Origin of the sequence: Paenibacillus wenxiniae (genome assembly GCF_039822605.1) — a bacterium.
GTDB lineage: Bacteria > Bacillota > Bacilli > Paenibacillales > Paenibacillaceae > Saccharibacillus > Saccharibacillus wenxiniae.
Genome location: NZ_JBCGUH010000007.1, coordinates 41,347 through 67,897 on the forward strand (window position 1 = coordinate 41,347; position 26,551 = coordinate 67,897).

At 46.3% G+C, this 26,551-nt stretch carries 22 protein-coding genes and 1 other annotated feature; all 22 genes read right to left on the reverse strand.

What is annotated here, in order from left to right:
- Positions 1-27 precede the first annotated feature (27 nt).
- Positions 28-312: a binding site (T-box leader), on the reverse strand.
- A 231-nt stretch (positions 313-543) separates the two neighbouring features.
- The 22 genes from AAHF22_RS13960 to AAHF22_RS14065 all read right to left on the reverse strand — a co-directional run bounded on the left by AAHF22_RS13960 (position 544) and on the right by AAHF22_RS14065 (position 26,538).
- Positions 544-1,137 (reverse strand): DivIVA domain-containing protein, encoded by a 594-nt coding sequence (locus AAHF22_RS13960; protein WP_347325638.1) that lies wholly within the window; start codon positions 1,135-1,137, stop codon positions 544-546.
- A 318-nt stretch (positions 1,138-1,455) separates the two neighbouring features.
- Positions 1,456-2,238, reverse strand: coding sequence for a YlmH family RNA-binding protein (locus AAHF22_RS13965; protein WP_347325639.1), 783 nt, complete (start codon positions 2,236-2,238; stop codon positions 1,456-1,458).
- 174 nt (positions 2,239-2,412) lie between these two features.
- A complete protein-coding gene (locus AAHF22_RS13970) occupies positions 2,413-2,682 on the reverse strand; it encodes a YggT family protein (RefSeq protein WP_347325640.1) in 270 nt (89 codons plus the stop codon).
- Positions 2,683-2,689: 7 nt separating this feature from the next.
- Complete coding sequence (locus tag AAHF22_RS13975; protein WP_347325641.1) at positions 2,690-3,139, reverse strand: cell division protein SepF; 450 nt, start codon at positions 3,137-3,139, stop codon at positions 2,690-2,692.
- Between the two features lie 2 nt (positions 3,140-3,141).
- Positions 3,142-3,831 (reverse strand): YggS family pyridoxal phosphate-dependent enzyme, encoded by a 690-nt coding sequence (locus tag AAHF22_RS13980; protein WP_347325642.1) that lies wholly within the window; start codon positions 3,829-3,831, stop codon positions 3,142-3,144.
- Positions 3,832-3,838: 7 nt separating this feature from the next.
- Positions 3,839-4,696, reverse strand: coding sequence for a peptidoglycan editing factor PgeF (gene pgeF, locus AAHF22_RS13985; RefSeq protein ID WP_347325856.1), 858 nt, complete (start codon positions 4,694-4,696; stop codon positions 3,839-3,841).
- 452 nt (positions 4,697-5,148) lie between these two features.
- A complete protein-coding gene (gene ftsZ / locus AAHF22_RS13990) occupies positions 5,149-6,288 on the reverse strand; it encodes a cell division protein FtsZ (protein ID WP_347325643.1) in 1,140 nt (379 codons plus the stop codon).
- A gap of 59 nt (positions 6,289-6,347) precedes the next feature.
- Entirely contained in the window at positions 6,348-7,604 is a 1,257-nt protein-coding gene (gene ftsA, locus AAHF22_RS13995) for a cell division protein FtsA (RefSeq protein WP_347325644.1), read from the reverse strand.
- A 406-nt stretch (positions 7,605-8,010) separates the two neighbouring features.
- A complete protein-coding gene (locus tag AAHF22_RS14000; protein ID WP_347325645.1) occupies positions 8,011-8,811 on the reverse strand; it encodes a cell division protein FtsQ/DivIB in 801 nt (266 codons plus the stop codon).
- A gap of 100 nt (positions 8,812-8,911) precedes the next feature.
- The gene (murG, locus tag AAHF22_RS14005; RefSeq protein ID WP_347325646.1) at positions 8,912-10,039 is read right to left on the reverse strand and encodes an undecaprenyldiphospho-muramoylpentapeptide beta-N-acetylglucosaminyltransferase; all 1,128 of its coding nucleotides are present in this window, start codon (positions 10,037-10,039) and stop codon (positions 8,912-8,914) included.
- Between the two features lie 160 nt (positions 10,040-10,199).
- Positions 10,200-11,672 (reverse strand): UDP-N-acetylmuramoyl-L-alanine--D-glutamate ligase, encoded by a 1,473-nt coding sequence (gene murD, locus AAHF22_RS14010; protein WP_347325647.1) that lies wholly within the window; start codon positions 11,670-11,672, stop codon positions 10,200-10,202.
- On the reverse strand, positions 11,672-12,643 hold the full coding sequence (gene mraY / locus AAHF22_RS14015; protein ID WP_347325648.1) for a phospho-N-acetylmuramoyl-pentapeptide-transferase: 972 nt from the start codon (positions 12,641-12,643) through the stop codon (positions 11,672-11,674). Before mraY ends, murD begins: the two co-directional genes overlap by 1 nt.
- Before the next feature lie 4 nt (positions 12,644-12,647).
- A complete protein-coding gene (locus tag AAHF22_RS14020; protein ID WP_347325857.1) occupies positions 12,648-14,057 on the reverse strand; it encodes a UDP-N-acetylmuramoyl-tripeptide--D-alanyl-D-alanine ligase in 1,410 nt (469 codons plus the stop codon).
- Entirely contained in the window at positions 14,057-15,541 is a 1,485-nt protein-coding gene (locus AAHF22_RS14025; RefSeq protein WP_347325649.1) for a UDP-N-acetylmuramoyl-L-alanyl-D-glutamate--2,6-diaminopimelate ligase, read from the reverse strand. Before AAHF22_RS14025 ends, AAHF22_RS14020 begins: the two co-directional genes overlap by 1 nt.
- A 137-nt stretch (positions 15,542-15,678) precedes the next feature.
- Entirely contained in the window at positions 15,679-18,126 is a 2,448-nt protein-coding gene (locus AAHF22_RS14030) for a penicillin-binding transpeptidase domain-containing protein (RefSeq protein WP_371834067.1), read from the reverse strand.
- Positions 18,127-18,143: 17 nt separating this feature from the next.
- On the reverse strand, positions 18,144-18,554 hold the full coding sequence (locus AAHF22_RS14035; protein ID WP_347325651.1) for a hypothetical protein: 411 nt from the start codon (positions 18,552-18,554) through the stop codon (positions 18,144-18,146).
- Positions 18,555-18,573: 19 nt separating this feature from the next.
- On the reverse strand, positions 18,574-19,539 hold the full coding sequence (rsmH, locus tag AAHF22_RS14040; protein WP_347325652.1) for a 16S rRNA (cytosine(1402)-N(4))-methyltransferase RsmH: 966 nt from the start codon (positions 19,537-19,539) through the stop codon (positions 18,574-18,576).
- Positions 19,540-19,560: 21 nt separating this feature from the next.
- Positions 19,561-19,998, reverse strand: a complete 438-nt coding sequence (gene mraZ / locus AAHF22_RS14045) for a division/cell wall cluster transcriptional repressor MraZ (RefSeq protein ID WP_347325653.1) — start codon at positions 19,996-19,998, stop codon at positions 19,561-19,563.
- 358 nt (positions 19,999-20,356) lie between these two features.
- A complete protein-coding gene (locus AAHF22_RS14050; protein WP_347325654.1) occupies positions 20,357-21,175 on the reverse strand; it encodes a DUF2785 domain-containing protein in 819 nt (272 codons plus the stop codon).
- Positions 21,176-21,460: 285 nt separating this feature from the next.
- Positions 21,461-22,723, reverse strand: a complete 1,263-nt coding sequence (locus tag AAHF22_RS14055) for an adenosylhomocysteinase (RefSeq protein ID WP_347325655.1) — start codon at positions 22,721-22,723, stop codon at positions 21,461-21,463.
- 152 nt (positions 22,724-22,875) lie between these two features.
- Entirely contained in the window at positions 22,876-24,522 is a 1,647-nt protein-coding gene (gene bshC / locus AAHF22_RS14060; protein WP_347325656.1) for a bacillithiol biosynthesis cysteine-adding enzyme BshC, read from the reverse strand.
- Between the two features lie 246 nt (positions 24,523-24,768).
- Positions 24,769-26,538, reverse strand: coding sequence for an ABC transporter ATP-binding protein (locus AAHF22_RS14065; RefSeq protein ID WP_347325657.1), 1,770 nt, complete (start codon positions 26,536-26,538; stop codon positions 24,769-24,771).
- Positions 26,539-26,551: the final 13 nt, after the last annotated feature.

Genomic DNA, 26,551 nt, shown 5'->3' on the forward strand with positions numbered 1-26,551 from the left:
CAAAACATCAAAAAAACCCCGTCCCTGGAAAGGGACGAGGTTGCTCGCGTTACCACCCTTGTTTCATCTTGATCCGTAAGGAATGAAGCTCTGTTACATCAAACAGACGCATCCTGATATCAAAATGACACTTATGCCCGCACAATGTATGCGGCGCCCTGATAACGGCAGGCAATCCGGCTTGGCTTACTAAAGGGGTTCAGCCGCGCTTCTCCGGGGAGATCTTCCATAGCTCATCGTTTATTGGCTTGCACCAGCCGCCAACTCTCTAAAAACGATCATAGCCTGTACTGGCCCCATCATAGAATGTATGCAACTATACTTCGGGACAAAAGCATGCTCCTGTCACCGAGTCGTTCATAAGTGACGCCTTCTAAGAAAACGTCATAGTCATAAAATATTTATATCGCTTTGACCGCAAAATGTCAACCATTTGCAAGCGACCTGTATCCATCGGTCCACTGTCATTCACTGCTGATCTTAACGATAACCAAACTGTGTATGGAACCTTTGCACAAGGCTGCTCACGAAAAACCGTTCAGCTTAGTACAGGTCGCCACTTGCCGAACGATTATCTTCTGGTTCGCGTTCATCCTGCCGCTCGCGGTTCCACTGCTCACGGTCGCGCTCATTGCGCTCCTGCCGCTCACTGCTTGTACGCTCCAGCTCACGTGTTTGATTTTCCAAGGCATCCCATCCATCCTGACCAAGCAGCTCAAGCTGTGCTTCAACCAGTGTACGGAAACGAGTACGGTAGATGGAAGCCTGTTTCTTAAGTTCCTCCACTTCCATCGACACTTTGCGCGCCTTCGACAGCGACTCATTAATAATACGATCCGCATTTTTCTCGGATTCTTTAATAATAAGTTGAGCTTCTTTCTTGGCGTTGTTTTTCACCTCATCTGCTGCTTCCTGGGCAACGATGATCGTTTTGCTCAGCGTCTCCTCCAGATTAGCAAAATGATCCAGACGCTCCTGCACAGCAAGCAACTGGTTTTGCAAATCTTTGTTTTCGCGGATGAGTCCTTCATAATCCTTAATAACTTGATCCAGAAACTCATTCACTTCATCTTCGTCATAACCACGCAGTCGACGCGAAAATTCTTTATTATGTATATCCAGCGGGGTTAATGGCATGGATAGACACCTCCTATAATATTAGGCCGTTGAATTGCCTTTTGTATTGTTATCATACTGTATTTCAGTATCGTTGAACACCATCTTACTACCGAAACGAACAACATGATAAGATATCGGCAACACGTCGTTCATTGTTGAGTTCGCACGATTGTAGAGGCTCTCTAACGTATCTGAAAGACACGATAACGATGATCCGAAATCAACCGAACGCATGCCGTGATCCTTTTGTATATACACCGAGAAGTCGTTCCATTGAAACAACATAGGCTCTTAAATATATATTCAGCACAGCACAGTTAAATTCCTGCTGACACTTTATACGAATTTACCGATTTTCACACGGTAACGGCCTTTTTTTGTTATACCTTCCAGCTCCAGCACTTTGAAGCGTCCCATTCCTTGCACCGATACGACATCCCCTTCTTTGAGCATATGAGAAGGGTCTTCCTCTGGCTTCCAGTTTACCTTACAACGGCCAGCTTTGATCGGAACAAGTATTTTGCTGCGACTCAGTCGGTACACATCGCTGGCGATTCCGTCGAGTCGCATCGATGCTACGGATAATTCCATCGTTTGCAGCTCCTGCTTGGCAGCACGCAATTGTTCAATCGGTAAAAGGCTAGTCATCACATGCAACCGATGCACTTGATTCATATTTAGATTAAGATACGAGGCAATCTCGGTTGCAACAACGGTATGGCAGCCATCGTCCAGTACATGAATATCACCGATCTTATCTCGCTTCATGCCAAGTCCGAGCAATGAACCCATATAATCGCCATGTTCCAGCTCGGTAAATCGCTGTCCTTCCGGTGTAATTTCCAGCACGTTCAGCTGCATATCCGCCTGCGACAAATCTGCATAATCCGGCGCAATGAGCGCGCGTTTACGCTCTGCATGCTCTGAACCCCCATCCAGCCGAATATGCACATCCGGTTCGCGAGCGGCGAGTGTAGATAAAATATACGCCTGACGCGGATCAAGAAAATCGGTCAATTTGTGTTCATGGTAACGCGCTGCATTTTCAATCCATTCGGTTGCCCGTTCTACAAACTCGCGTTCATCTGGATGAAAATGACTAACAATATTTTTGTTCATGCTCCCGTACTACCTTTCTCCACACTTATTTTCAAAAATGTACTCTTTATTTAAAATCATATTTTTTGTTCAAAACAAAAAGCCAAAACATGGAGCAGATCAACAGTGCTGCTATTGTCTGCTCCATGTTTTAGCTTCCATTACTCACGTGATGTTCAAACGATGTGTACTAGATCAGTACAAAATCGTTTGCAACAGATAGATCAGTCCGCTAAACGCCAGCTGCAATACAAACAGAGCTACGATCGGCGAAATATCCAGCACGCCACCGATTGGCGGAATAAAGCGGCGGAACGGCGCAAGATAAGGTTCAACCAGACGTCCAAGCAATTGACCAAAAGAACTCTCACGAGCACTAGGCAACCAGGACAGCAGGATATAAATAATAATCATGTACATATAAATTCGGTATGCGATACCAAGCACTTCAAAAAGTACGCTCAACTTCCGATCACCTCATCTTATTATAATCAAAATCGTCGCCCATAATTTCAGCGATTGTGCCTTCGATTTCGACTGTATCCGGTGTACACAGGAAAATGTTACCGCCGATTTTGGAAATACTGCCACCCAGTGCATAGACTGTACCGCTCATAAAATCGATAATACGCAGCGCCTGATCGGTACGCACACGCTGCAAATTAACAATAACGGAGCGGTGCGAACGCAAATGATCTGCAATATCCTGAGCTTCATCATAACTGCGTGGCTCGTTCAAAATGACTTTGACATTTTTTTGTGAATGAATACTGACGACATTATTGGCTCTACTGTTTCTACGTGCATCCGCAGGAGAAGTTTCACGAGAATCGACTTCTTCTTCGATAATCTGCTCACGTTCCACAACTTCCTGTTCCTCCTGAAGCCCGAGAAAATTCATAAACCGATTCATTACACTCATCGTTAATCCTCCTCTTTGCCAACCAGGATCGAGCCGAGACGTACAAATGTCGCCCCTTCTTCAACAGCAATCTCAAAATCGCCCGACATGCCCATCGACAGATGTTCGATTGGCTCTGCCGTTAATCCAAGTGTATTCAACCGATCTCTTAGTTCGCGTAATCCTCGAAATACCGGGCGCGTCTGCTCTGGCTCATCGACTTCTGGAGCCATCGTCATCAGACCGACCACTTTCAGATGAGGCATCTGCTGTATCGCTTTAAAAAAGTCCTCTGCCGCTTCCGGCGCAAGGCCATACTTTGATTGTTCACCAGATACATTAAACTGGACAAACACCTTTACCATCAGCTCTAGCTCGGCTGCCTTTTTTTCCAGCTCTGTAGCTAGCGATAGTCGATCAAGCGAATGAATATATTCAAACTTGCCCATAACATCTTTGACCTTATTACTTTGCAAATGACCGATAAAATGCCATATCCCACGTTCATGCAACGTTTCCCATTTATCTTTCGCATTTTGCCAGCGATTTTCGCCCAGATGAAGGAGTCCTGCATCCAGCACCTGACCGGTTTTTTCAGTCGATACATATTTGGTTACAGCTACCATCTGTACGTCACTAGCCTGGCGTCCACTGCGCTCACAAGCGGCTTGAATGCGCTGCTCGACCTGAGCGATTCGTTCTTGCAATCCCAATCTGTAGTCACTCCGTTTCTATACCAGCCCAGCTTGCCATACGACCTGTACGGCCGCCATCTGCACGATAGGAAAAAAATAAATCATGGCGTTCGTGCGTACACCACCCACTAACTTCGATATACTGAGGCTGTATTCCTGCAAAAATCATCAATTCACGGTTTAGTTGTTTTAAATCAAGCCAAGTTTTGCCCGGAGCGCCCGATTTGGCGTATATAGGCACTTGTCCATTACCCTCAAGCTTGCCTGTCCAAACATCCACATGCTCCATTACCCGTTGATCCACTTCATACTGCCCCATTCCGATCGATGGTCCAATCGCCGCACGCAGATCAGCAGCCTGACTTCCATACTGACGCTCCATCGCGCGAACCATCTCCCCCGCAATGTTGGCAACAGTGCCTTTCCAGCCTGCATGAGCAAGACCGACTACACGTTTGACAGGGTCTATAAAGTATAATGGCACACAATCTGCGTAAAAGGAAGTCAATAGGATACCGGGTACATCGGTAATTAATCCATCCGTATCCTGAAAAGCACTCTCCCGATCAGCCCATCCTTTGCCCGCATCAGCTGCTGTTACACAGGCGATACGGTTGCTATGTACCTGTTCACCGCATACCCAGCCGCTAGGGTCAAAGCGAAGCTGCTGACAGAGCAAACGACGATTCGCCAGCACATCTTCCGGTTGATCGTCCACATGATAAGCAAGATTAAATGAATCGTATGGCGCCTGACTCAGCCCTCCGCGCCTTCCGGTAAAGCCTGCACGTATTCCATCGCCCCAGCCTTCACCACTTAGCAAAAACAACTCTGGATGCTGCTCCGTTGTCCCAGCTTTCCAATTACTTTGAAACGGTTCCATCATACACCTCGCGATCCTGACGATCTATTGTTATTGTACTTAACATAAATGTTCACGCTTTGTTCCTCAGAGTGTGCAAGCAAACTCATATACGTATGAAGTAGCCAGCAGCGAACGAAGGAAATAAGGGGAAAGACGACCTTTGAGCACAGGAATTTACACTATACTCTTACTGCATAGATTGCTGCGCGATATTAGAGTCCATCCCTTATTCCATACCAAAGTCGTTTCTGCTCCAGTAAAAACAGTTTGCGTACATGCCTCAGTAATCATTCGACTGCGGAGTAACACCATGTTTATGACACTGTCTCTATCATTCGGTATCGGTATCTGTATCTATTAATGTAGCACATTCCGCCACTGTGCAGATATATTGAAAAACAAAAAGGACTTGTTTTCCGCAGAAAACAAGTCCTTTTATCGTAACCTGTAATGCCTGCGCAGGCAAGGTTCTAGTCGTTTTTATGACGGGAACGATTACGCAGGAAGGTCGGAATGTCCAATTGGTCGCCACTTGGCTGTTGCTGCTGGTTGTTGAATTGGCGCGGGTTCGGCGCTTTTTCTTCAACAGGCTCGCTAGAGCTTTGTGGTTGCTGAGTTGCTGCTGGACGGCGTACAGGCTGCAACGGTTGTGCGGGCTTATGCTCGAATCCAGTTGCGATGACGGTTACCTTGATCTCTTCCTTCAAATTCTCGTCAATAATCGCACCGAAGATCATATTCACTTCCGGATCGGAAGCGCTTGTTACGATCTCAGCCGCTTCGTTCACTTCATACAGGGACAGATTAGCGCCACCTGTGATGTTCATAATTACACCGCGTGCACCTTCGATTGAAGTTTCCAGCAGTGGACTCATGATCGCTTTGCGTGCTGCTTCCGCTGCACGGTTCTCCCCTGTTGCTTCACCGATACCCATCAATGCCGAACCACGCTCGGTCATGATTGTTTTTACATCGGCAAAGTCAAGGTTGATCAATCCCGGTACAGCGATCAGATCGGAAATACCTTGCACCGCTTGACGCAGTACATTATCCGCTTCGCGGAATGCTTCCAGCATTGGCGTCTTTTTGTCGACGATTTCGAGCAAACGATCGTTTGGAATAACGATCAGTGTGTCTACTTTTTCCTTCAATGCTTCGATCCCTTGTTCAGCATGAGAGAAGCGTTTACGTCCTTCAAAAGTGAATGGACGTGTGACTACGCCTACTGTCAGTGCGCCGCATTCTCTAGCAATCTCAGCAATCACCGGAGCAGCACCAGTACCTGTACCGCCGCCCATACCAGCAGTAACAAATACCATATCTGCACCTTTTAATGTATTGCTGATCAGATCGCGAGATTCTTCAGCTGCTTTTTTACCTACTTCTGGATTAGCACCAGCGCCAAGTCCGCGAGTCAGTTTATCACCAATTTGCAGCTTATGTTCGGATTTGGCCAGATGCAGTGCCTGTGCATCTGTATTTACCGTTATAAATTCTACGCCTTGCACACCATTTTCGATCATTCGGTTTACGGCATTGCTTCCGCCGCCACCTACACCAATGACCTTAATTTGGGCCAGGCTTTCCATTTCAAAATCGAATTCCAACATCTATCCCATCTCCCCCTCAATGTCCATGAATGGCTCTTTTCCCGCTAGAATGAACTTCATTAGATAAATTCACTGAACATGTTTTTGAGCCGTTCAATCAAGCCCGGTTTTGCGCTGCTCTCCGGGGTCGATGCGGCTTTGTTGCGTACAGGTGCTTTTTTGCCTGCACCTGACGTACTGCCGCCACCGCGAATATTACGGATTACATTATACAAAATGCCTACTCCGCTTGTATAGGCAGGATCGCGTACACCGATATAATCAGGAACCGCCACCCGTACAGAAGCTGCCAGCTCCTCGCGAGCGATCTCAAGCACGCCCGGCATAGAAACTGTCCCTCCTGTGAGTATATAACCACCAGGAAGCTCATGGTAACCGAGCCGTACAACTTCCTGACGAATCAGTTCAAAAATTTCTTGTATACGTGGTTCAATAATCGCAGCCAGATCCTGCTGTGTGAACTCCTTATCAACATTGCTACCGATACGCTGAACTTTGAACACGACATCTGCTGCCGCTTCTTCCACAAGGGCGCAGCCGTATTTCAGCTTTACCTTTTCGGCATTTTCAGTCAAAGTACGCAGACCATAGGCAATATCATTCGTAACGAACTCACCGCCAATCGGCAATGTAGAAGTTGCTTTGAGTGCTCCTTCCTCAAAGATAGCGATGGTGGATGAGCCAGCGCCGATATCTACCAGCACAGCACCCATTGTTTTTTCGTCTTTGGACAAAGCCAGCTGGCCTGCACCAAGCGAGATTAACACCAGATCCTTAATATGCAGATCCGCTTTTTCCACACAGCGAAGTAAATTATGAATAGAGGTTTTAGCCCCGGTAATAATGGTAGCTTCTACTTCCAGTCGTACGCCGATCATACCGCGTGGGTCCTGAATACCTTCCAGTCCATCCACGACGTATTGCTTGGCGACCACATCGATAATTTCACGTTCAGGAGGAAGGGCAATGACTTCCGCCGCCTTCAGCACCCGCTCGATATCCTCTTCGCCAATTTCGCGATCTTCGTTGGATACGGCTACAACTCCATGGCTCGTTTGAAGTCCAATATGATTTCCAGAAATACCTACGATTACTTCAGATATTTGAATGCCGACCATACGCTCAGCATGATCAACTGCATTTCGGATGGATTGCACAGTCTGGTCAATATCAACGATTGCGCCTTTGCGAATCCCTTCCGAGTCGGCAGATCCAACTCCAATAATATTAAAGGTTCCATTGTTAATTTCCCCGATAATAGCACGAACTTTGGATGTACCGATGTCCAAACTAACAATGATGTCATTGTTGCTCAAGCCCCTGGCACCTCCTGCAAATTCCATAAAATAGCGAATCCCCTAATTTTCGATAGATTTAATCGAAATGGAAATTCAATTTCCGAAAAACATTTTTTACAATTGCTCTCTACAGTAGTATTCCACATGACCTATACTTTCCCTCTTTTTTCTGCAAACTTTTTAATATCTGTTATGATCTTTAAATTCCTTATGAAGCTATAAAAGTTTAAAGAAAAAAGAACGATTGTACCGATCTACGTTCACGGCTGAACGCTATGGAATTCAAAGTTTACAAAATTTTAATATCTTCCAAACTTATTCTAGCATTTTTCCGGCTACACAGAAAGTACTGAGATCATATCTGGCACTATTTCGGACAAAATGATGCGTACAACGATCAATTGAGCGAAATTGCAGCGTGCTTTTACTGTGTTCCGGTACCATCTTGCTCGCCTTCTTCCTCCTGCGGTACAAACGGTGTATAGGAATCCGCCTCCAGCATCGTAATGATTCCTGGTGGCTGTGTCTCGATCACTTGATTCAAATACTCCACTTTATCTGCCAACAGCGAAATGCTTGTGATCACTTCAAATTGAGAACGAGTATAGATCATGATGCGATCAGGAAACGATGGAGTGGGCGATGGTATAATTTCTGAAATATCCGAAGTCAGCTCATTCGGGATCGTCCCCAGCACCTTGCATAACGCAACCTTCTCCTGCTGGTAATCCGCCCACTGGGTGAGCACAGGCTTCTCTACAGCTACGCCGCGATCATCCGCACGTACAGATGTGCCATTTTGTAAAATAGCCGTCAGCTCGCCTGAAGTAGCCAGTTCATACGCAACTACCGGATATTCGGTAATATGAATATCGATTTTGCCTGGAAATTGCTTTGTGATCGTCGCATCCTCAACAGCCGGAATCGTCTTCAATCTGGATTTGATCGTTCCCACAGAAGTACCGTAAAAGGCGTCTCCTTTGGCCAGTCGTGTCGCTGATAATAAATCTTCCTTGGAGGTAAACGCATTGCCGGTAAACGTAATCTGCGATATTTTGCCGATTGGCGAAAACCAGAATACGATACCCAGCACAGCAACAAACAAAATGCTCAGGATGACAATCCACCTGGTGCGTGGGCTAAAGCCTCGTCTGCGCTTGGAGGACGATCCGCTCTGGGCAGAAGGTTCATTTTTCGGTAATACAATCAATTTTTGCTTAGGCATGGCAGTTCTCCAGTAATTCGTATTTCGGTTCAATCGACAGATGTGCAGCCCCTTGCTGCCGTTCATCAGCAAGCACACTCATACTCCGTAGAAGCTTTGCTTAGTGCCTGTCTGCTTTTTGCTCAGCGATCAGACGCTGCATTTCCTCTAGCAGCAGGAATGCGGCTTGCGGCGTTCCGAGCATCGAAGATGCTTCCGACATTCGCTTTCGCTCCTGCTCATCATTCATAATGCGATCCACAATCGCAACGAGCGATGCTCCGCTCAGGTCACGCTCCAACAGCATTTCGGCTGCACCGGCTTTTTTCAACGCTAATGCATTCGCTTCTTGATGGTTGTTCGTCACATTGGGCGATGGAATCAAAACCGATGGTGTGCCGAGCGATGTGATCTCCGCCAGCGAAGACGCACCTGCACGACCGATCAACAACGATGTTGCTGCCAGCACTTCAGGCATATTCGGAATATACGGTAGTATATGCAGATTCGTTGGAATCGTATCGACCGCTTCTCCAATACGTTCATAGATCTCATCATAATAAATTTCACCGGTGACAAACACATAGTGCACATCTGGCTTTTGTTGCAGCAGCGGTGCAGCCTGTACCATCGCCTCTACGAGTGCTCTGGCGCCACGGCTTCCGCCGACCATCAGTACGATCTGTGAATCAGCAGGTAGTCCCAGCGAGGCAAGCCCGCGTTCACGGTCTGCATGCTGAACCATCGTTGCACGCGGATTACCGGTAAACAACACACGCTTGGCACGCTTGAAGCGAGATAATGCATCTTCAAAGCTGACCGCTACCGTGCTCGCATATCCGCTTAAAAATAAATTCGTTAAGCCAGGGATCGCATTTTGCTCATGGACAAGCGTTGGAATGCCTAGCTTAGCTGCCGCATAAACGACAGGGCCGCATACATAACCGCCGGTGCCAATAACAATATCGGGACGAAATTCACGGATGAGCTTTTTCGAAATTTTCACACCCTGAATGAAGCGATTAATCGTCCGAATATTTTCTAGCGAAAACAGGCTCCTTCGGAATCCGGTAATATCAATCGATTCAAACCGTATTTTGGCTTCGGGTACAATTTTCGTTTCCAGGCCTCGTTTACCGCCAATATACAAAAATTCAGCCTTGATTCCCTGTTCTCTACATTGCTCAGCGATGGCCAGTGCAGGATAAATATGTCCGCCTGTACCGCCTCCGGTCAAAATAATTCGCATAATCGAACCCCCTTTCTACATGGAATCTAACCATTTCAATGATACGTGTAAAGCTATTGTATATAAGAGTAAGCTGGCACAAGCAGATCGCCTTTGATGCTGTCCTGTACTGGTATAACACAAAGCGAACTGCTTGATCCATCCGTGTCTGCAAAAACGATTACAGCTTGTGTACAGCTGCTTTAAACTGGTCGCCGCGTACTTCATACGACGTAAACATATCCCAGCTTGCACATGCTGGAGATAATAACACAATCTCACCCTTACTTGCCATCTTGCTTGCCGCCACGACTGCTGCTTCGATGGCAGCTATTGTATTTTCAGCTTCGTCGATCACTGCAATATGCGTAATGCCTGCAAGCTCGGCAACCTGTGCCAGCTTGTGACGTGTTTGTCCAAGCAGTACGACCGCTTTGACACTGCTCTGTAAAGCAGGCATTAACTCCATATAGTCAGAACCGCGATCCAATCCACCGGCAATAAGTACGATATCTTGATCCTGAAATGCCGACAGCGCCATAATCGTCGCTCTCGCATTGGTCGCTTTGGAATTGTTGTAATAATCGACTCCATCATGCTGACGCACATACTCCAGTCGATGCTCCACACCGCGGAATGTACGCAGTGGCTCAGCTAGCTGTTCCGGCTTACAGCCTGCGGCGATCGCCATCGCACAGGCTGCCAGCGCGTTCGCTACATTGTAGCGTCCGGGAATACCTAGCTCATGTACGGGAATGATAGCAATTTCTGTCCCACCATTTGTATACATAATCATGCGTTCCAGCTCGTCCTCGCTACCTTCAATAAAGGAAGGGGACACATATAACGCAGCCGCAGGAGCTTTTCCGTGCTGTGCTGCTGCTGTCAACGTTGCGCCTAGCTCTTCATAAATGGAGAACAGTATCGTATGTTCCGCCTCCATATACGGAATAATACTGCGGCAATAGCTGTCGTCCCAGTTCAATACCGCTGTATCGCCTGCCCCTTGATTTGCAAAAATTTGGCGTTTGGAGCTAACATAATCATCCATCGAACCATGATAATCCAGATGGGTTTCTGCGATATTGAGCAGACAGGCAATGCGCGGTCTGAAGTCTTTCGTGCCTTTAAGTTGAAAGCTGCTCAGTTCGGCAACAATCGTTGGCTTTACTGCCGGATCCGCTTCAGCAACAGCCTGGCAGAGTGGAATACCGATATTACCGCCTACAATCGGATGCAACTGACAGGCTTCCAGCATGTTGCCCACCCATGTCGTCGTTGTTGTTTTACCATTGGAACCGGTAATTCCGATCATCGGTATATCGGTCAATTGATACGCAAGCTCGACCTCGGTAATGATTTCAAGCCCAAGTTCCAATGCCTGCTTGATCGGAGGCGCTGTATACGGAATACCTGGATTTTTCACAACTAATGCCACATCAGGATGAATTAACCCTTCTGGATGCTCACCGCAAATGACTTCAATGTCCAGCTCTTCCAGCTCAGCCGCTTCTGGCGACTGTTCTCTTGGCTTGAGATCATTGACCGTTACGATAGCGCCAAGACGATGCAGCGCTTTGGCAGCTTCCACCCCACTACGTGCCAGACCAATCACAACGACCGGAAGGCCTTGATATGATTCAGGAGCATTCATTACGACAACCCCTTGCTAATATAAATTCCGATCACAGCCAAAATTAAGCTTACTGCCCAGAATGTCGTGACAACACGCCATTCCGACCAGCCGGACAGTTCAAAGTGATGATGAATCGGTGCCATTTTGAATACCCGTTTCCCATTGCGTGTTTTGTACGATACGACCTGAATGACAACGGACAGTAATTCGATCACAAATACCAAACCGATGATCAAAAATAACAGCTCATTTTTCGTTACGATCGCAATCCCGCCAATCGCACCGCCAATACCGAGTGATCCCATATCGCCCATAAATACTTTAGCCGGATGCGCATTAAAGACCAGGAAGCCCAGTACAGCACCGATCATAGCAGCCGCACATACCGCAGCTGCTGGTGAAGACATCTGAATCGCGATCACGGCATACGCTGCAAATGCAATGGCACTCACACCGGATAGCAGACCATCCACACCATCGGTAAAGTTCACCGCATTACTGATCGCCAGCAACATCACAACGATGAATGGATAGTAAAACCACGGACCCCAGTCAAACGAAGCATCCATGCCTGGAATGCTGAGCGCCGTGCTATGTCCTTTGTGAATAAGCAAAAAGCAGATAATCGCCGAGAAGAGCAGTTGCCCGACTAGCTTTTGTCTTGCGGTCAGACCGAGCGAGCGCTTAAGTCCAATTTTGATATAATCATCCAAAAATCCAATCAATCCGAACCCGACCGTTGCGGTGAGCAACACCCAGAAATTCGTATCAATAACTGAAAATTTAATAAATACGACCGTTGCCGCCAAAATAATAACGATTCCGCCCATCGTTGGCGTACCTGCTTTTTTTAAATGGCTTTGCGGCCCGTCATTACGAACCTGCTGTCCGAATTTGATGCGGCGTAGCACCGGAATCAGAATCGGCATCGCAATGATCGATAAAATAAATGAGGCGGCTGCCGCTAATAGTAATAATTGAAAATCCATCTTGTTATTCCTCCAGCGCTTCTGCGTTGCTTATTGAATCAGGCATCAGCGCCTGTAAAACTTCTTCCAGTCTCATTCCTCTGGATGCTTTGAATAAAATCACGTCTCCACTTGTTGCTAACTCCAGCAGATCATGGATAAGTTCCTGTTTGGACTGGTAAGAACGAATTTGTTCCTGTGGCATGTTCATTCGTGCCCCTCTAGCAATCGCTAGACTACGCTGTCCATAAGTGAATAACCAGTCTACTTTACCAGCGACATCTTCACCGATTTGCTGATGATAACGATCTTCATCCTGTCCAAGCTCCAGCATATCGCCCAATACGGCCAGCTTACGTGAATAACCTTTTAGCTGATGCAGCACATCGATGGCTGCTTTCATGGAAGATGGACTGGCATTATAGGCATCGTTCAGTAGCATAATTCCATCGCGTCCGGTCGTCATCTCAATCCGCATACCTGTGAGACGAAGCGTTGAAAATCCATTTTGAATCTGGGCTGGTGTGACGTTATAATGTTCTGCTACTAGCATTGCTGCCATCGCATTACTAACATTATGAAGTCCGAGTAATGGCAGTGTCCATACGATGTCAGGATAACGTGGCGTAGTAAATACCATATGTTGTCCTTGATTCATAATGCCGATTGGATGCAAATCATTGCTTTGCTCCAGACCAAATGTACAGAAACGCACATCCGACAGATTCAAAAATTCAGGTTCTACTAGTATGTGCTTCAGTAAAGGCTCATCTCCCGGATAAATGAACAATCCATTTCGTTTCAGACCCGTTACGATTTCCAACTTGGCTCTCGCAATTTCCTCACGGCTGCCCAGCTGTTCCAGATGAGATTCACCGATATTCGTAATTACGACCGTATCCGGCTCGGCAAGTTGAGACAGAAATTCGATTTCACCTCTGGCTCTCATTCCCATTTCCAAAATTAACATTTCCGTATCAGCAGGCATAGATAATATCGTTAAGGGCAAACCGATATGGCTGTTGTAATTACCAGCCGTTCGGTGTACCCGGTAGGCTTGCCCCAGTAATGCTGCTACCATGTCTTTGGTCGTTGTTTTACCATTGGAACCTGTAATACCGACGACCTGTGGATGACATTGCTGCAAATAGGCGCTCGCTAACTGCTGTAACGCAACTAACGTATCGTCTACGATAATGATATTACCTGCTGGTGCGTCACCGCGATCACGCTGCCACAGCGCAGCTGCGGCGCCTTTAGACAGCACATCAGCTACAAAATCATGACCATCCACGCGTTCGCCAATGATTGGTATAAATAAACAGTTCTCGTACACCTGGCGCGAATCAATCACTACGCCGTGGCAAACCGCTTCAGCTGCTCCGCTGAGCTGTCCGCCACACATCTCTGCAATGCGCCCAATCGTCATTTTTATCACTTGGAAAGACCCCTTATCGCTTCTTTGGCTACCAGCCTGTCATCAAAATCAATCGTTTCTTTACCGATGACCTGATACGTTTCATGGCCTTTGCCCGCAATCAATAGTACATCGCCTGGCTGCGCCATTTCAACCGCTTTTTGAATTGCGGTCCGGCGATCTACAATCAGCTCATAGCGGTCTGCACTAATATGATCTTCCTGGAGGCCTGCTTCAATTTCAGTGAGGATAAAATCAGGATCTTCCGTGCGTGGATTATCCGACGTGACAAATGTATAATCGCTGTACTTCGCTGCCACTTTACCCATCAATGGACGCTTTCTACGATCCCGATCGCCACCACAACCAAATACGGTAATAATGCGTTGCTCTGCAAATTCTTTAATCGTTGATAACACATTGTCCAGACCGTCCGGTGTGTGCGCATAGTCTACAATGACGGCAAAAGGCTGGCCGGCATCGACCAATTCTACCCGCCCGTCCACACCTGGAAGCTGTTCCAAACTGTGACGAATACGCTCCAGCGGTACTTTTTCAATCAATGCTGCTGTGATCGCTGCCAGTGCATTGTATACATTAAATGTGCCTACCATTTTTAGCGTCACATCCGTTTCACCACGGAAAGTCGTTAAATGAAAACTGGTTCCGGTCGACGTAATGCGAATATTCGTTGCACGTACGTCAGCAGGCTGTTCGACTCCATATGTAATCACATCAGCAGCTGTAATGCGGCGATAATAATCAGAAGCAGGATCATCTATGTTGAGAACAGCATATTTGCGCTGCTCTGGTTCTGCATAGTTGTTGCCCAGTCGGCTAAAAAACAACCCTTTGGCGGCAATGTAATCAGCCATCGTATGGTGATAATCCAGATGGTCCTGACTAATATTTGTAAAGATAGCGGTACGATAATCCGTCCCTTTTACACGGCCTTGCTCCAGCGCATGTGACGATACTTCCATCACACAGGCTTCTACACCTGAATCAGCCATCTGTCCTAGCATACGCTGTAACAGCAGTGCTTCTGGCGTTGTACGTGGCATCGGTACAGCTTCACCGTTATAACGCATTTCAATCGTACCGATCAGTCCGGTATTGACGCCACTATCATTCATAATACGCTCAATCAGATAAGAAGTTGTGGTTTTGCCGTTGGTTCCCGTAATTCCAATCATTCGTAGTCGACGACTAGGGTGATTATAAAACGCATCGCCCAGCACCGCCATCGCATGACGACAACTGGACACAATCAATTGCGGCACCTCTACAGGCAACTCTCGTTCGACAACGAGTGCACAAGCCCCTTTACTGATCGCTTGCTCTGCAAAATCATGTCCATCCACCGTCAACCCTGGCAAACAAATAAACAAATCGCCCTGCTGAACCTCTCGCGAATCCACCTCCATGCCGGAAATTGGTGTTGCCGGGTCCCCTTGCACCCGCGACGTTATCAATAGCTTGGACGCCTCCGATAACAACATATTCATTCCTCTTTTCCAAAATTAATAACGATACCCGGCAAAACTCAAGCCATGCAGGAGATATTCTCCTTATGACTGATTCTGCCGGGTTATCATCCATCAAATGTACATATCGTCTGACTCTGTCTGACTATCCATTAATTCGTTGGTGCGCCTTCTGGCTCTGGAATATTCAAGCTGGAATTAGAGCCAGCGTCTGTACCGGATGAACGATCTGATGTGGATTCCGCATCCCCTTCAGATTGCTTCTCACCGGTGCTTGATGAATCTCCATCGGTTTTCGGATCGGTTGATTTGGAATCAGAAGGGTTCTTTTCTGCATCCTTAGTGTCCGCATCCTTCGTTGTATCTGTCTTTTTGTCGTCTGCCGCCTGGCTTTCATCCGTATCGTCTACACCTGTAATCGTAGCTTTTGCAGACTTCAACGTCAATGTGACAGAACGGCGTCCTCCTGATTCGGATTCCACCTGAGCAGATACATACCCTTCACCTGTAGTCGTCACTTCGACTTTCATCAGGTTTAAGATTTCCAGCGCATCGCGTAGCGATTCACCTTTAAGATCTGGAATTGCCATTTTTGTCGGCTCTTCCGTCATCAGATAAATGCTCTGTCCACTACCCATCGTTGATCCGGCTGCCGGATATTGCTTCACGACCTTGTTGCCAGAACCAACGACTTTGTACGCAATTCCACTTGCCAGCAATTTTTTCTTCGCTTGATCGAGCGGCTTGCCTGTCAGCACAGGTGCTGTGTACGTCGTAGGCGTTTGCTGTACCGCCGTCTTGGCTTTACTGCTGTCATCGCCTTCACTCGTTTTCGGAATCCCCATATAAGGCAATGCCTGACTAACGATCTGTTTGAAAATTGGCGCTGCTGCCGTACCACCACCGAGCTTGGAGTTAGACGGTTGGTCAACGACAACGATCATTGCAATTTTCGGATCATTAGCTGGCGCAAAACCGATAAAGGACACGACCTGCTTCGTATAGTCGTATTGTCCGGAACCATCCGTTTTAACTTTAACAGCTGTACCGGTTTTACCTGCTACACGGTAGCCTTCGATATAAGCATGACGACCGGTACCAATCTGTTGATCCGAGACGACCTGTTCCAGATAACCGCGTACTTTCGCAGATACTTCCGGCGTGATCGCCTGACGAACCTCATGAACGGGTGTATCCGTTGTGACGCCTGTATTCGGATCGGTTATCGATTGTACGACATGTGGTGTCAATACTTTGCCACCGTTTGCTACAGCCGCTACAGCTACAAGTTGCTGCAATGGGGTTACCTGTACCCGACCGTGACCGTAAGCAGCCGTTGCGACCTCCGTTTTGATATTCGGACGGAATGTAATCGCACCGGGTACTTCACCCGGCAGATCAATACCGGTCTTCACACCAAAGCCAAACGCATCAATATACTTGCGTAGACGTTCAGCTCCCAGCATCTCATAACCTAACTTAACAAAAGCAACGTTACTAGAACGCTTTAAGCCTTCCAAATACGTAATCGGTCCCCAACCGACACGGTTAATATCATGCAGTGTTGTACTGCCGACACGAATCGTACCGGATTGGTATGTGGCTTCAGGATTAAACAGATTTTCTTGCACAGCGCCGGATAACGTCACAATTTTGAATGTCGAACCCGGCTCATAGATCGCTTTAATGCCCAGATTCGTAAAATCATTATATTGATCAACAGATACTTCATTATACTTGTTCGGATTGAAGTTCGGCATATTGGCCATCGCCAAAATATTCATCGTCTTCGGATCAGCCGCAATAATCGTAATACTTTTCGGTTGCAGCTGTTGATAGGCTTCTTTCATCGCCTGCTCTGTATAATACTGAATCGTCTCATCAATCGTAAGCTTTAAATTATCACCGTTTTTGACAGGGGTGTACACATCCTGCGAATTTGGCAACTTGTCGCCCTGACGATCCTTTTCATACGTAATTTTACCATCAGTCCCTTTAAGTTGCTGATCGTAGTAAGCTTCGATACCTGCAACCGCTTTGCCTTCTTTGTCGGTATAACCGAGCACATGAGCAGCAAGTTCGTTTTTCGGATAATATCGCTTCGAATCTTCCGCTAACGATACTCCTACTTCATAACGTTTCCCTGTTTTCTCCTTCAACTTGGCAATCAAAGCATTCACTTCGTCCGCTTGATTTTGCGGAATTTGACGTCCACCCTGATTGAGTTCACGCCAGATACGAAGCTGGCCTTTATCATCTTTGGAGGTGGCCTGCTTGTCAAGCTCGCTCTCGTCGGTGCCAAGTATCGTATGAAGACCGCTGACGATATCATCTTTCACATTCAATTCAGCGATAACTTTCGGATTAAGCACGACATTATAAGCTGGCGCATCAATCGCCAGCTCATTGCCGTTACGGTCTGTGATCGTACCCCGTTTGGCTTTGATCACATTGTCAGTTGTCCAATTGTCCACTGCACGCTCATGCCACTCCGAGCCTTGAACGACTTGAAGCCAGAAAACACGCATTACAAGGACAACAAAAAAGAAGGCGATGCACCCTCCTACGAATAAAGTGCGAAGTTTTATTCTTTTAGTCACTGCTATGATCCCTCGCTTTACTTGCTATCCTGAGTGCCGGTTGACGAGGTTGATGTTCCCTTTTCACGGGATACCTGAATCGGATCCGTATCCACAGGCTGTATGTACCCTAGCGCGGTTGCGCGCTCCACCACTTCATTTTCAAGCAAATGCTTGCGCAGATCGTTTTGCGTAATCTGCTTTTGTAGTGAGGCAGTAGTACTTGCCATGTTTTGGATATTTTTATTCACTTCGTAGATGTAAGCATAGCGCCACAACACGATACCAGCGATCACGATGCAAAGCAGCACCGTTCCCAAATACAACATTTTTTCTTGCACAGGAAGCTGTGCACGACGTACAACAACTTTTGTCGTTTGCCGATACTTTCGGACAACCTTATCAGCCGGTTGTTCCTGAACGGCCAGATTCCCTCTCGTATAAGCCATAATCCCGTCTCCTTATTGATTAATTTTGTTGGTTTTTGTCCACCTTTTCCGCGACTCGCAATTTGGCTGATCTTGCGCGCTTGTTTGTTGTAACCTCTTCATCAGACGGAAGTAAAGGCTTGCGATTGACAAGCTTCAACACGCCACCATTACTCACATAAACGGGAAATCCGGGTGGTGCTACGTTCTTTTCAAGATATTCAGCTAAAATTTGTTTACATAAACGGTCTTCTAAGGAGTGAAACGTAATGACCGATACGCGTCCGCCTGGTGCAAGACAACGTACAGATTGATGCAGCGCCTCTTCAAATGCTCCCAGTTCATCATTTACGGCAATACGCAACCCTTGAAAGCTACGTTTGGCTGGATGTCCTCCGGTTCGACGAGCGGCTGCCGGAATCCCTTCCTTCACCAGCTCTGCCAGTTCTCCAGTCGTTTCGATCGGTGCAATGGCGCGTTGTTTGACAATGACAGAAGCGATACGCCTTGAAAATTTTTCTTCCCCATATCGATATAAGATGCGGGCGATTTCCTCTTCGGGCCAGGTGTTCACAATCGTGCGTGCTGTCAATTCAATGGATTGATCCATCCGCATATCCAGTTTGGCATCGTGATTGTAACTGAATCCCCTCTCGGCATCGTCAAATTGAGGTGAAGAAACGCCAAGATCAAACAGGATGCCGTCGACTTGCGGAACTCCGTCTTCCGTTGGAACTCCCGCTTCCAAAAGCTTCTCCTCTAAATGACGAAAATTGCTTTTAATCAAGGTGACACGGTCTTTATAAGGCGCAAGCACAGTTTCGGCATTACGCAGAGCCGTATCATCCTGATCAAAGGCAATGAGTCTGCCACCTGCCCCTAGGGCAGCCGCAATAACTGAGCTGTGCCCCGCTCCCCCGAGCGTGCAGTCGACATAAATGCCATCCGATTTGATTTCCAGTGCATTTGTCGCTTCTTCTTTTAATACAGTGATGTGATGAAACAAGTTGTTAAACCTCCTAGACGATTACAGATCAAGATCAAAATCAACCAGCTTCTCAGCAATTTCGTTAAATGATTGCTCTGATTCGTTATAATATTGCTCCCACACGGAGCGGCTCCAAATTTCTACCCTGTTGGACACACCGATCACTGTACATTCTTTTTCCAGATTGGCGTATTGGCGCAAATGGAGCGGGATATTCACCCTCCCCTGTTTGTCCCATTCGCCTTCAGTTGCACCTGAAAAGAAAAACCGCGTAAATGCACGGGCATCCGCTTTCATCAGTGGTAGCGATTTGAGTTTTTGTTCCAATAGAGACCACTCCTCCATTGGATAGACGAAAAGACAGTGGTCCAGTCCTCGTGTAATAACGAACAATTGACCGAGTGAATCGCGAAATTTGGCTGGAATAATAAGCCGTCCTTTGTCGTCAATGTTATGCTGAAATTCACCCATGAACATTGGCGACTCACTCCCTTAACTATCGTTACCCACTTTACACCACTTTTCACCACTCATCTAGCATAATAGATTCTTCATACAAAATCAAAATCCTTCTCATTCTGTTATTTTTTTTGAAAAAAAACACTCTTTTTTAACTTTTGCGCTCTTCAGCATCTTGTTTTATAACATTTTCGCGTAAAAAGCCTGACTTTATCCTATTGACAAAGCCAGACTTTTTACTTACGGCTCTAAACTTAACATATGTAAAGAGACTCGCGACAATAGTCACAGAATATTAATGATATAGGTATTAAGACCAGTGAGCAAGAAACTTTTATACACGTTAGTGAATAAATGGATAATAACAGTATGTTTTTCAAAAAAATCTTTGCTGTAATCGATCCATTGCTATTTCGATTACAACGTTTGTAGATTCTAAAACAGGAACTTTTTTCATTTTAAAATATAAAGCGCTTAACAGAAGTTTAGTATTATGCAAAATCACATAGTCTCTGGCAGGGTCATCGGTAGACTCGAAATGAGATAACGTTTGAATCCATTGCTCCAATCTACTTGGATGGATTAACTTATGTACAATCATTGGCAGTATAGCGATGACTATTCTTTCTTCTTCTTGATTGGTTAATACGTGATCAGCAGACTGTATAATATCTTTTAATAAATCCAATAGAGTGGATGCTTCTTCTACTGTCCATCTCGTCTCTGAAATAGACTGGATCGCGTCGGAAATATGTGCTACAGCATGTGCCCAGCCTTTGTCAGGAACATACCCTCTACAATCTTTCTCTTCACTTAAATATCGTAAAATAGCCTTTTTCATTGCTTGAATTTGCTTTTCTGTTAAAAAATTGGCTTTGTCATGACGATCCAGCAATAAAGGTAAAAGTAAAATCGAAAATGAGCGTGTAAATACAGAATCGGTATGAACTTCACCTATTTTGTAAAACATACCTTCATGACTTAACGCTGTCTGCCTAACAAAATGTAATTGTTCGATCGTTAATGGCTGATACAATACTAGTTCTACAAATAAGCTATATATAATATGATCACGAAGCTCTGCATCCGTTGCACCTATTTCAGCAAACATTAATTTTAACATATCATCAATATTCGTATGCGGAATCGCAGTAGGATCTTGCTTGAATTTGTTAAGAATTTCTTTTGTGTTCATCGTATGCTCCATTTTCTAATTTAATTTACTCATTGAACAACAAGTGGGAATGATTTTAAGCCTAAAGCTGCATCATACTTATGAATATAAACGATGCACTTTAAGATTCCTTATTTTAGTCAACAAACGAAGTGCCCATACAATAAATGTCTGGTAACGCATAGCTTTCACTGCGTCACCAGACATTTTTGATTTAAACTTAATTTCAGTTATAAGCTATTGTGCATTGCCTGGAACTTGCCAAGCTAAAAATAACTTTCACCTGGTATATAACTTATATAAAGCTTAAGACCAGCTATCCAGATACTTCTTCTGTGCATCACTCAGCGAATCGATGCCGATACCGAGACTTTCTAGACGATAACGCGCGACTTGCTCGTCCAGTTCGTAAGGTACATTGATCACACCAGCACCTAGCTGCTCGTAATTTTCATTCACATAGCGTAGACCTACCGCTTGCAGCGCAAAGGTCATATCCATAATTTCAGCTGGATGACCGTCAGCTGCGCCCAGATTCACCAGGCGTCCTTCTGCCAGCAAATAAATGCGGCGTCCGTCTTGCAATTTGTATTCTTCGATATTTTTGCGTGCCGTACGGATCGATACTGCACGAGCAGCCAGATCTGGTTTGTTCGCTTCCACATCAAAGTGGCCGGCATTACATACGATGGCGCCATCTTGCATCACATCATAATGTTCGCCTGTGATCACATCTTTATTACCTGTAACGGTAATGAAGAAGTTTCCTTTTTTGGCAGCTTCAATCATCGGCATCACGTGGAAGCCGTCCATATGAGCTTCTACCGCTTTGATGGCATCCACTTCCGTGACGATGACATTTGCGCCCAGACCTTTCGCACGCATCGCTACCCCTTTACCACACCAGCCGTAGCCAACAACAACAACGGTCGCGCCGGCAATCATCAGGTTAGTCGTACGGATAATACCATCAAATACAGACTGACCTGTACCGTAACGGTTATCAAACAAATGCTTGCAATACGCATCGTTGACCGCTACCATCGGCAATGTCAGTGTACCTTCCTTCTGTAGCGCCTTCAAACGGATAATGCCGGTTGTCGTCTCTTCCGCTCCACCGCGAATCGTTTCCAGCAAATCTGGACGTTCGCCATGCATCAGTGTGATCAGATCCCCACCATCGTCGATAATTAGATCTGGCTTCGTTTCTAGCGCATGCAAGACGAGCGATTTGTACTCGGCAGGCTCTGGATTGTATTTCGCAAATACGGTAATTCCATCTTCAACGAGTGCAGCACATACATCATCCTGTGTGGACAGCGGATTACTACCGGTAATCGTCACTTCCGCACCACCCGCCTGTACCACTTTGGCCAGGTACGCCGTTTTCGCTTCCAGATGCAAACAGATCGTAACTTTCAGCCCTTTAAATGGCAAATCACGCTCAAATTCCGCACGAATACGGTTCAGTACAGGCATATGGGCAGATACCCACTCAATTTTACGGTGTCCTTCCGGAGCCAACGCCATGTCGGCTACGATACTTTTTTCAATGGACGGCAATGTCATCTTTTCGTTCCTCCACTATTCAGATGATCCAGTCATCTTTTATTTAATCAATACTTCCATTTAATCGTTTAATGCATAGAAAAGCAACCGATAATTCATATCGGTTGCTCGATTGGTCTATCATACCTGACTTTCTAATGAATATCCAAATATCACATGTACAGAAGTCGATGTCCGCCATTCAGGTCTGGTTCCAGCGATAACAACTGATCCAGCCAGCGTTCACCATAACGACCAATATAATAGTAGCTATTAATCGTCCGCTCCTGTGGCTTGCCAAATGGATAGAGCGAATAGGCGATGCGATCCAGTCGACGTAAGCCCACTTCATGCTGCTTTTCTACAGCATGGAGACTTTTGCGATGTAAGTAATCAATCTGTGCTTCAATTTTATGCTGATTTGTATCGGCAATATGCGGCAATGAAGAATCTACCTCAGCCAGTCCCTCTACAAATGGAGCATAAAGCGCAGCGAATTGACGTTTCAGCTCAGCAAAGCGCTGGTCCAGATTATAATCTTCCTGCGCTTCCAGCCACTCCTGACGAATATGGGCAAAGCGTTCACGTATATCATCAAAAGATAACTCAAACCGAATTAACAGCTGCTGAATTTTATCCTCCACGACGGTAAAGGACATGCGCGGTACAATTGGTGGCATTTGCAGGCCAAGCGTTTGGAATGCCTGACGGGTCAACGCCCAGTAAGCAATCTCACCAGTACCTAAAATCGTACCGAGTACCGGGAATAGCGATTCCTGCATCAGTGGACGAGTCAGTACATTATTACTAAAGCGCTCTGGATGCTGCTCTACAAGCTCCAGTAACTCTTCTTTCGTAAACGTAACCAGACCTTTACGATCGGTAAAATGCCCATCTCGTTTAAACAATAACAATCGTTCTGCCGTATACACTTCATCGGTATGAATATAAAACAGATTAGCGCCATCTTCTGCTACAGTCGCCTGCTCATCATAACCAGCATCACGTACTTCGCGAGAAGCGGCAAGATAAGCTTCTGTCAAACGATCATTTTGCTCAATAATTTGGCGAAACACAGGCTTTTCCAGTTCACGCAGCTGAGGCGCATCCGAATCGAGAAGAACGAGTCCGAAGCGTCCAAATAGACGACCTAGCTGACGTGCGAATGCACTGCTCAGATTGTCGGACTGCCGCATACATCGATCCAGTTCAGCGATCCATTCGCTTTTGTGCTCGGTATCCGGCAATAAGCCTTCAAACTGACGTAACACCTGAGCGATATGCTGCTCTGTTATGACTGTACGGCTAACCGGTGAATGTCCTCCACGCTCATGCTCCATCCGAATTCGCACAGCCTGACCATCTTCATCCGGCAAATACGTATGGTTTACTTCATCCCAGTCATGATCTTCGCCAGCAATCCAGAACACCGGTACGACCGGACGTCCAAGCTGCTCTGAAGCGTGACGCGCAGACAAAATCAGCGTCACTACCTTGTAAATCACTAGTAGGGGTCCGGTAAACAAACCACTTTGCTGACCACCTACCATCGTCAGTGTATCTGGCTGGCGCAACAGCTTCAGCGATTGCTGCACAGCTTCGTGCTCATTATGTGTAAGGTTGTACTGCGTCAGGCAGTCAACCAACGCTCCACGCTCAATCCGGGAGTGCTCTTGCTGATCCAGCCAGGCAGCACGCTGAATCCAGGTCTGCGGATCAGTTACATTCATATTGTACAAGCTGCTTACCGATGCAAAATCATTCATATACCGCTCTGCTAGCGGTTGATTCGCAGGTAGCCTCTCCGGAACTACATTCATGGGGTAAGGGCCTCCTCATCGTTGTTACTTATTGTAACTTTCTAAACCTTATTTGATTGTACGAAAGTATATCCGTTTAGTCAAAGCCTAACATCCACTTTTTTGCAATTTGGAAGAAACAAAAAAACCGCCATATCGTATGACGGTTTTTGCATATTAAGCTTCTGTACCTCTCCACTGCGGCTCCTTCTGAACTAACGCGATCAGAAAGAAGCCAGAGTAACGGGTTGTAGCTCATTATTCATATTAAGAAACAGGCTGAGATACCCAGTGTCCTGGCGATACTTCGATCAGCTCAGAATTTTCGAGGTTGAACGGATCTTTAGGAATGCCTGGATTCGCCGATTCTACCGGTGCTTGTTGCTCATCCGGCAGCAAAATACGGCGTTTGTTCACTTCTACATCCGGATCAGGGATCGGGATCGCAGACAGCAATGTTTTGGTATATGGATGCAGTGGGTTCGCGTACAGCTCTTCACTTTCCGCCAGCTCCACAATTTTACCCATGTACATGACGGCTACACGGTCACTAATATGCTTCACCATCGACAGATCATGCGCAATAAATAGATACGTGAGACCCAAACGCTGTTGCAACTCTTCCAACAATTTAACAACCTGTGCCTGAATCGATACGTCAAGTGCCGACAATGGCTCATCACAGATGATGAATTTTGGATTAACTGCAAGTGCACGAGCAATACCGATACGTTGTCTTTGACCACCGGAGAATTCATGCGGATAACGCAGTGCATGGCTCGGGTTCAAACCAACCATATCCAGCAGCTCTTCTACACGCTTTTTACGCTCAGCACGGCTACCAGCCAGACCGTGGATATCCAGCGACTCGCCGATAATATCCATAACGTTAAAGCGCGGGTTAAGCGATGCATACGGATCCTGGAAAATCATCTGCATATCTTTACGCATCGCTTTCATTTTGCGTGGAGACAGGCTGAAAATATCCGTTCCGTTAAATTTCACACTACCACCTGTTGGCTCATACAGACGCAGCATCGTACGACCCGTTGTCGACTTACCGCAACCCGACTCACCAACTACGCCCAGCGTTTCGCCTTCGTAAATTTTGAAGCTGATATCATTAACAGCTTTCAAAATATTGCCTTTGCCCAGATTGAAATGCTGGCGCAGGTTGGTTACTTCGACGAGTGGACGCGTTGGGTCCAAACCAGCCATGCCGGAAGCCAGTTTTGGCTTTTTCGGCTCATCCAGACGAGGCAATGCATTCAGCAGGCGCTTCGTGTACGAATGCTGAGGGTTTTTGAAAATTTCGGAAGTTGTGCCTGTTTCCACAACATCCCCTTCTTTCATAACAACGACACGGTCACACATACCAGCAACAACGCCGAGGTCATGCGTAATCAGAATGATCGATGTGCCCAGCTTTTGCTGCATATCTTTCATCAGATCGAGGATCTGTGCCTGAATCGTTACATCAAGCGCTGTAGTCGGCTCATCCGCAATTAGCAGCGATGGACGGCAAGCGAGTGCAATTGCGATCATCGCACGCTGACGCATACCACCGGAAAATTGGTGCGGATAATGATTGAAACGAATTTCAGGATTTTTGATTCCTACGAGCTTCAGCATTTCGAGCGCTGATGCTTTCGCATCATTCGCATTCATTTTTTGGTGCTTACGCAATACTTCCGTAATTTGCTTACCCACTTTAATCGTTGGGTTAAGCGATGTCATCGGATCCTGGAAGATCATACCGATATCTTTACCACGGATCGATTCCATTTGCTTATCGGATTTGCTCAGCAGGCTTTCGCCCAAAAATGTAATTTCTCCACTTTTAATAATAGAAGGCGGAGAAGGAATCAACCGCATAATCGTTTGAGCCGTTACACTCTTACCACTACCGGACTCCCCTACAATACCGACCGTTTCCCCTTTTCCAATCTCGAAATTCACATCTTTAACGGCTTTAAATTCACCAGCACGAGTATTGAAGGATACGCTCAAGTTTTTTACTGTTAAGATTTTCTCCACTAAGCCCACCTCC

Bases quoted from the DNA above. Each gene is read 5' to 3' on its own strand.
- AAHF22_RS13960 (WP_347325638.1), bottom strand. From the start codon at position 1,137: ATGCCATTAACCCCGCTGGATATACATAATAAAGAATTTTCGCGTCGA.
- AAHF22_RS13965 (WP_347325639.1), bottom strand. From the start codon at position 2,238: ATGAACAAAAATATTGTTAGTCATTTTCATCCAGATGAACGCGAGTTT.
- AAHF22_RS13975 (WP_347325641.1), bottom strand. From the start codon at position 3,139: ATGAGTGTAATGAATCGGTTTATGAATTTTCTCGGGCTTCAGGAGGAA.
- pgeF (WP_347325856.1), bottom strand. From the start codon at position 4,696: ATGGAACCGTTTCAAAGTAATTGGAAAGCTGGGACAACGGAGCAGCAT.
- ftsZ (WP_347325643.1), bottom strand. From the start codon at position 6,288: ATGTTGGAATTCGATTTTGAAATGGAAAGCCTGGCCCAAATTAAGGTC.
- AAHF22_RS14000 (WP_347325645.1), bottom strand. From the start codon at position 8,811: ATGCCTAAGCAAAAATTGATTGTATTACCGAAAAATGAACCTTCTGCC.
- murG (WP_347325646.1), bottom strand. From the start codon at position 10,039: ATGCGAATTATTTTGACCGGAGGCGGTACAGGCGGACATATTTATCCT.
- murD (WP_347325647.1), bottom strand. From the start codon at position 11,672: ATGAATGCTCCTGAATCATATCAAGGCCTTCCGGTCGTTGTGATTGGT.
- mraY (WP_347325648.1), bottom strand. From the start codon at position 12,643: ATGGATTTTCAATTATTACTATTAGCGGCAGCCGCCTCATTTATTTTA.
- AAHF22_RS14025 (WP_347325649.1), bottom strand. From the start codon at position 15,541: ATGTTGTTATCGGAGGCGTCCAAGCTATTGATAACGTCGCGGGTGCAA.
- AAHF22_RS14035 (WP_347325651.1), bottom strand. From the start codon at position 18,554: ATGGCTTATACGAGAGGGAATCTGGCCGTTCAGGAACAACCGGCTGAT.
- mraZ (WP_347325653.1), bottom strand. From the start codon at position 19,998: ATGTTCATGGGTGAATTTCAGCATAACATTGACGACAAAGGACGGCTT.
- AAHF22_RS14050 (WP_347325654.1), bottom strand. From the start codon at position 21,175: ATGAACACAAAAGAAATTCTTAACAAATTCAAGCAAGATCCTACTGCG.
- AAHF22_RS14055 (WP_347325655.1), bottom strand. From the start codon at position 22,723: ATGACATTGCCGTCCATTGAAAAAAGTATCGTAGCCGACATGGCGTTG.
- bshC (WP_347325656.1), bottom strand. From the start codon at position 24,522: ATGAATGTAGTTCCGGAGAGGCTACCTGCGAATCAACCGCTAGCAGAG.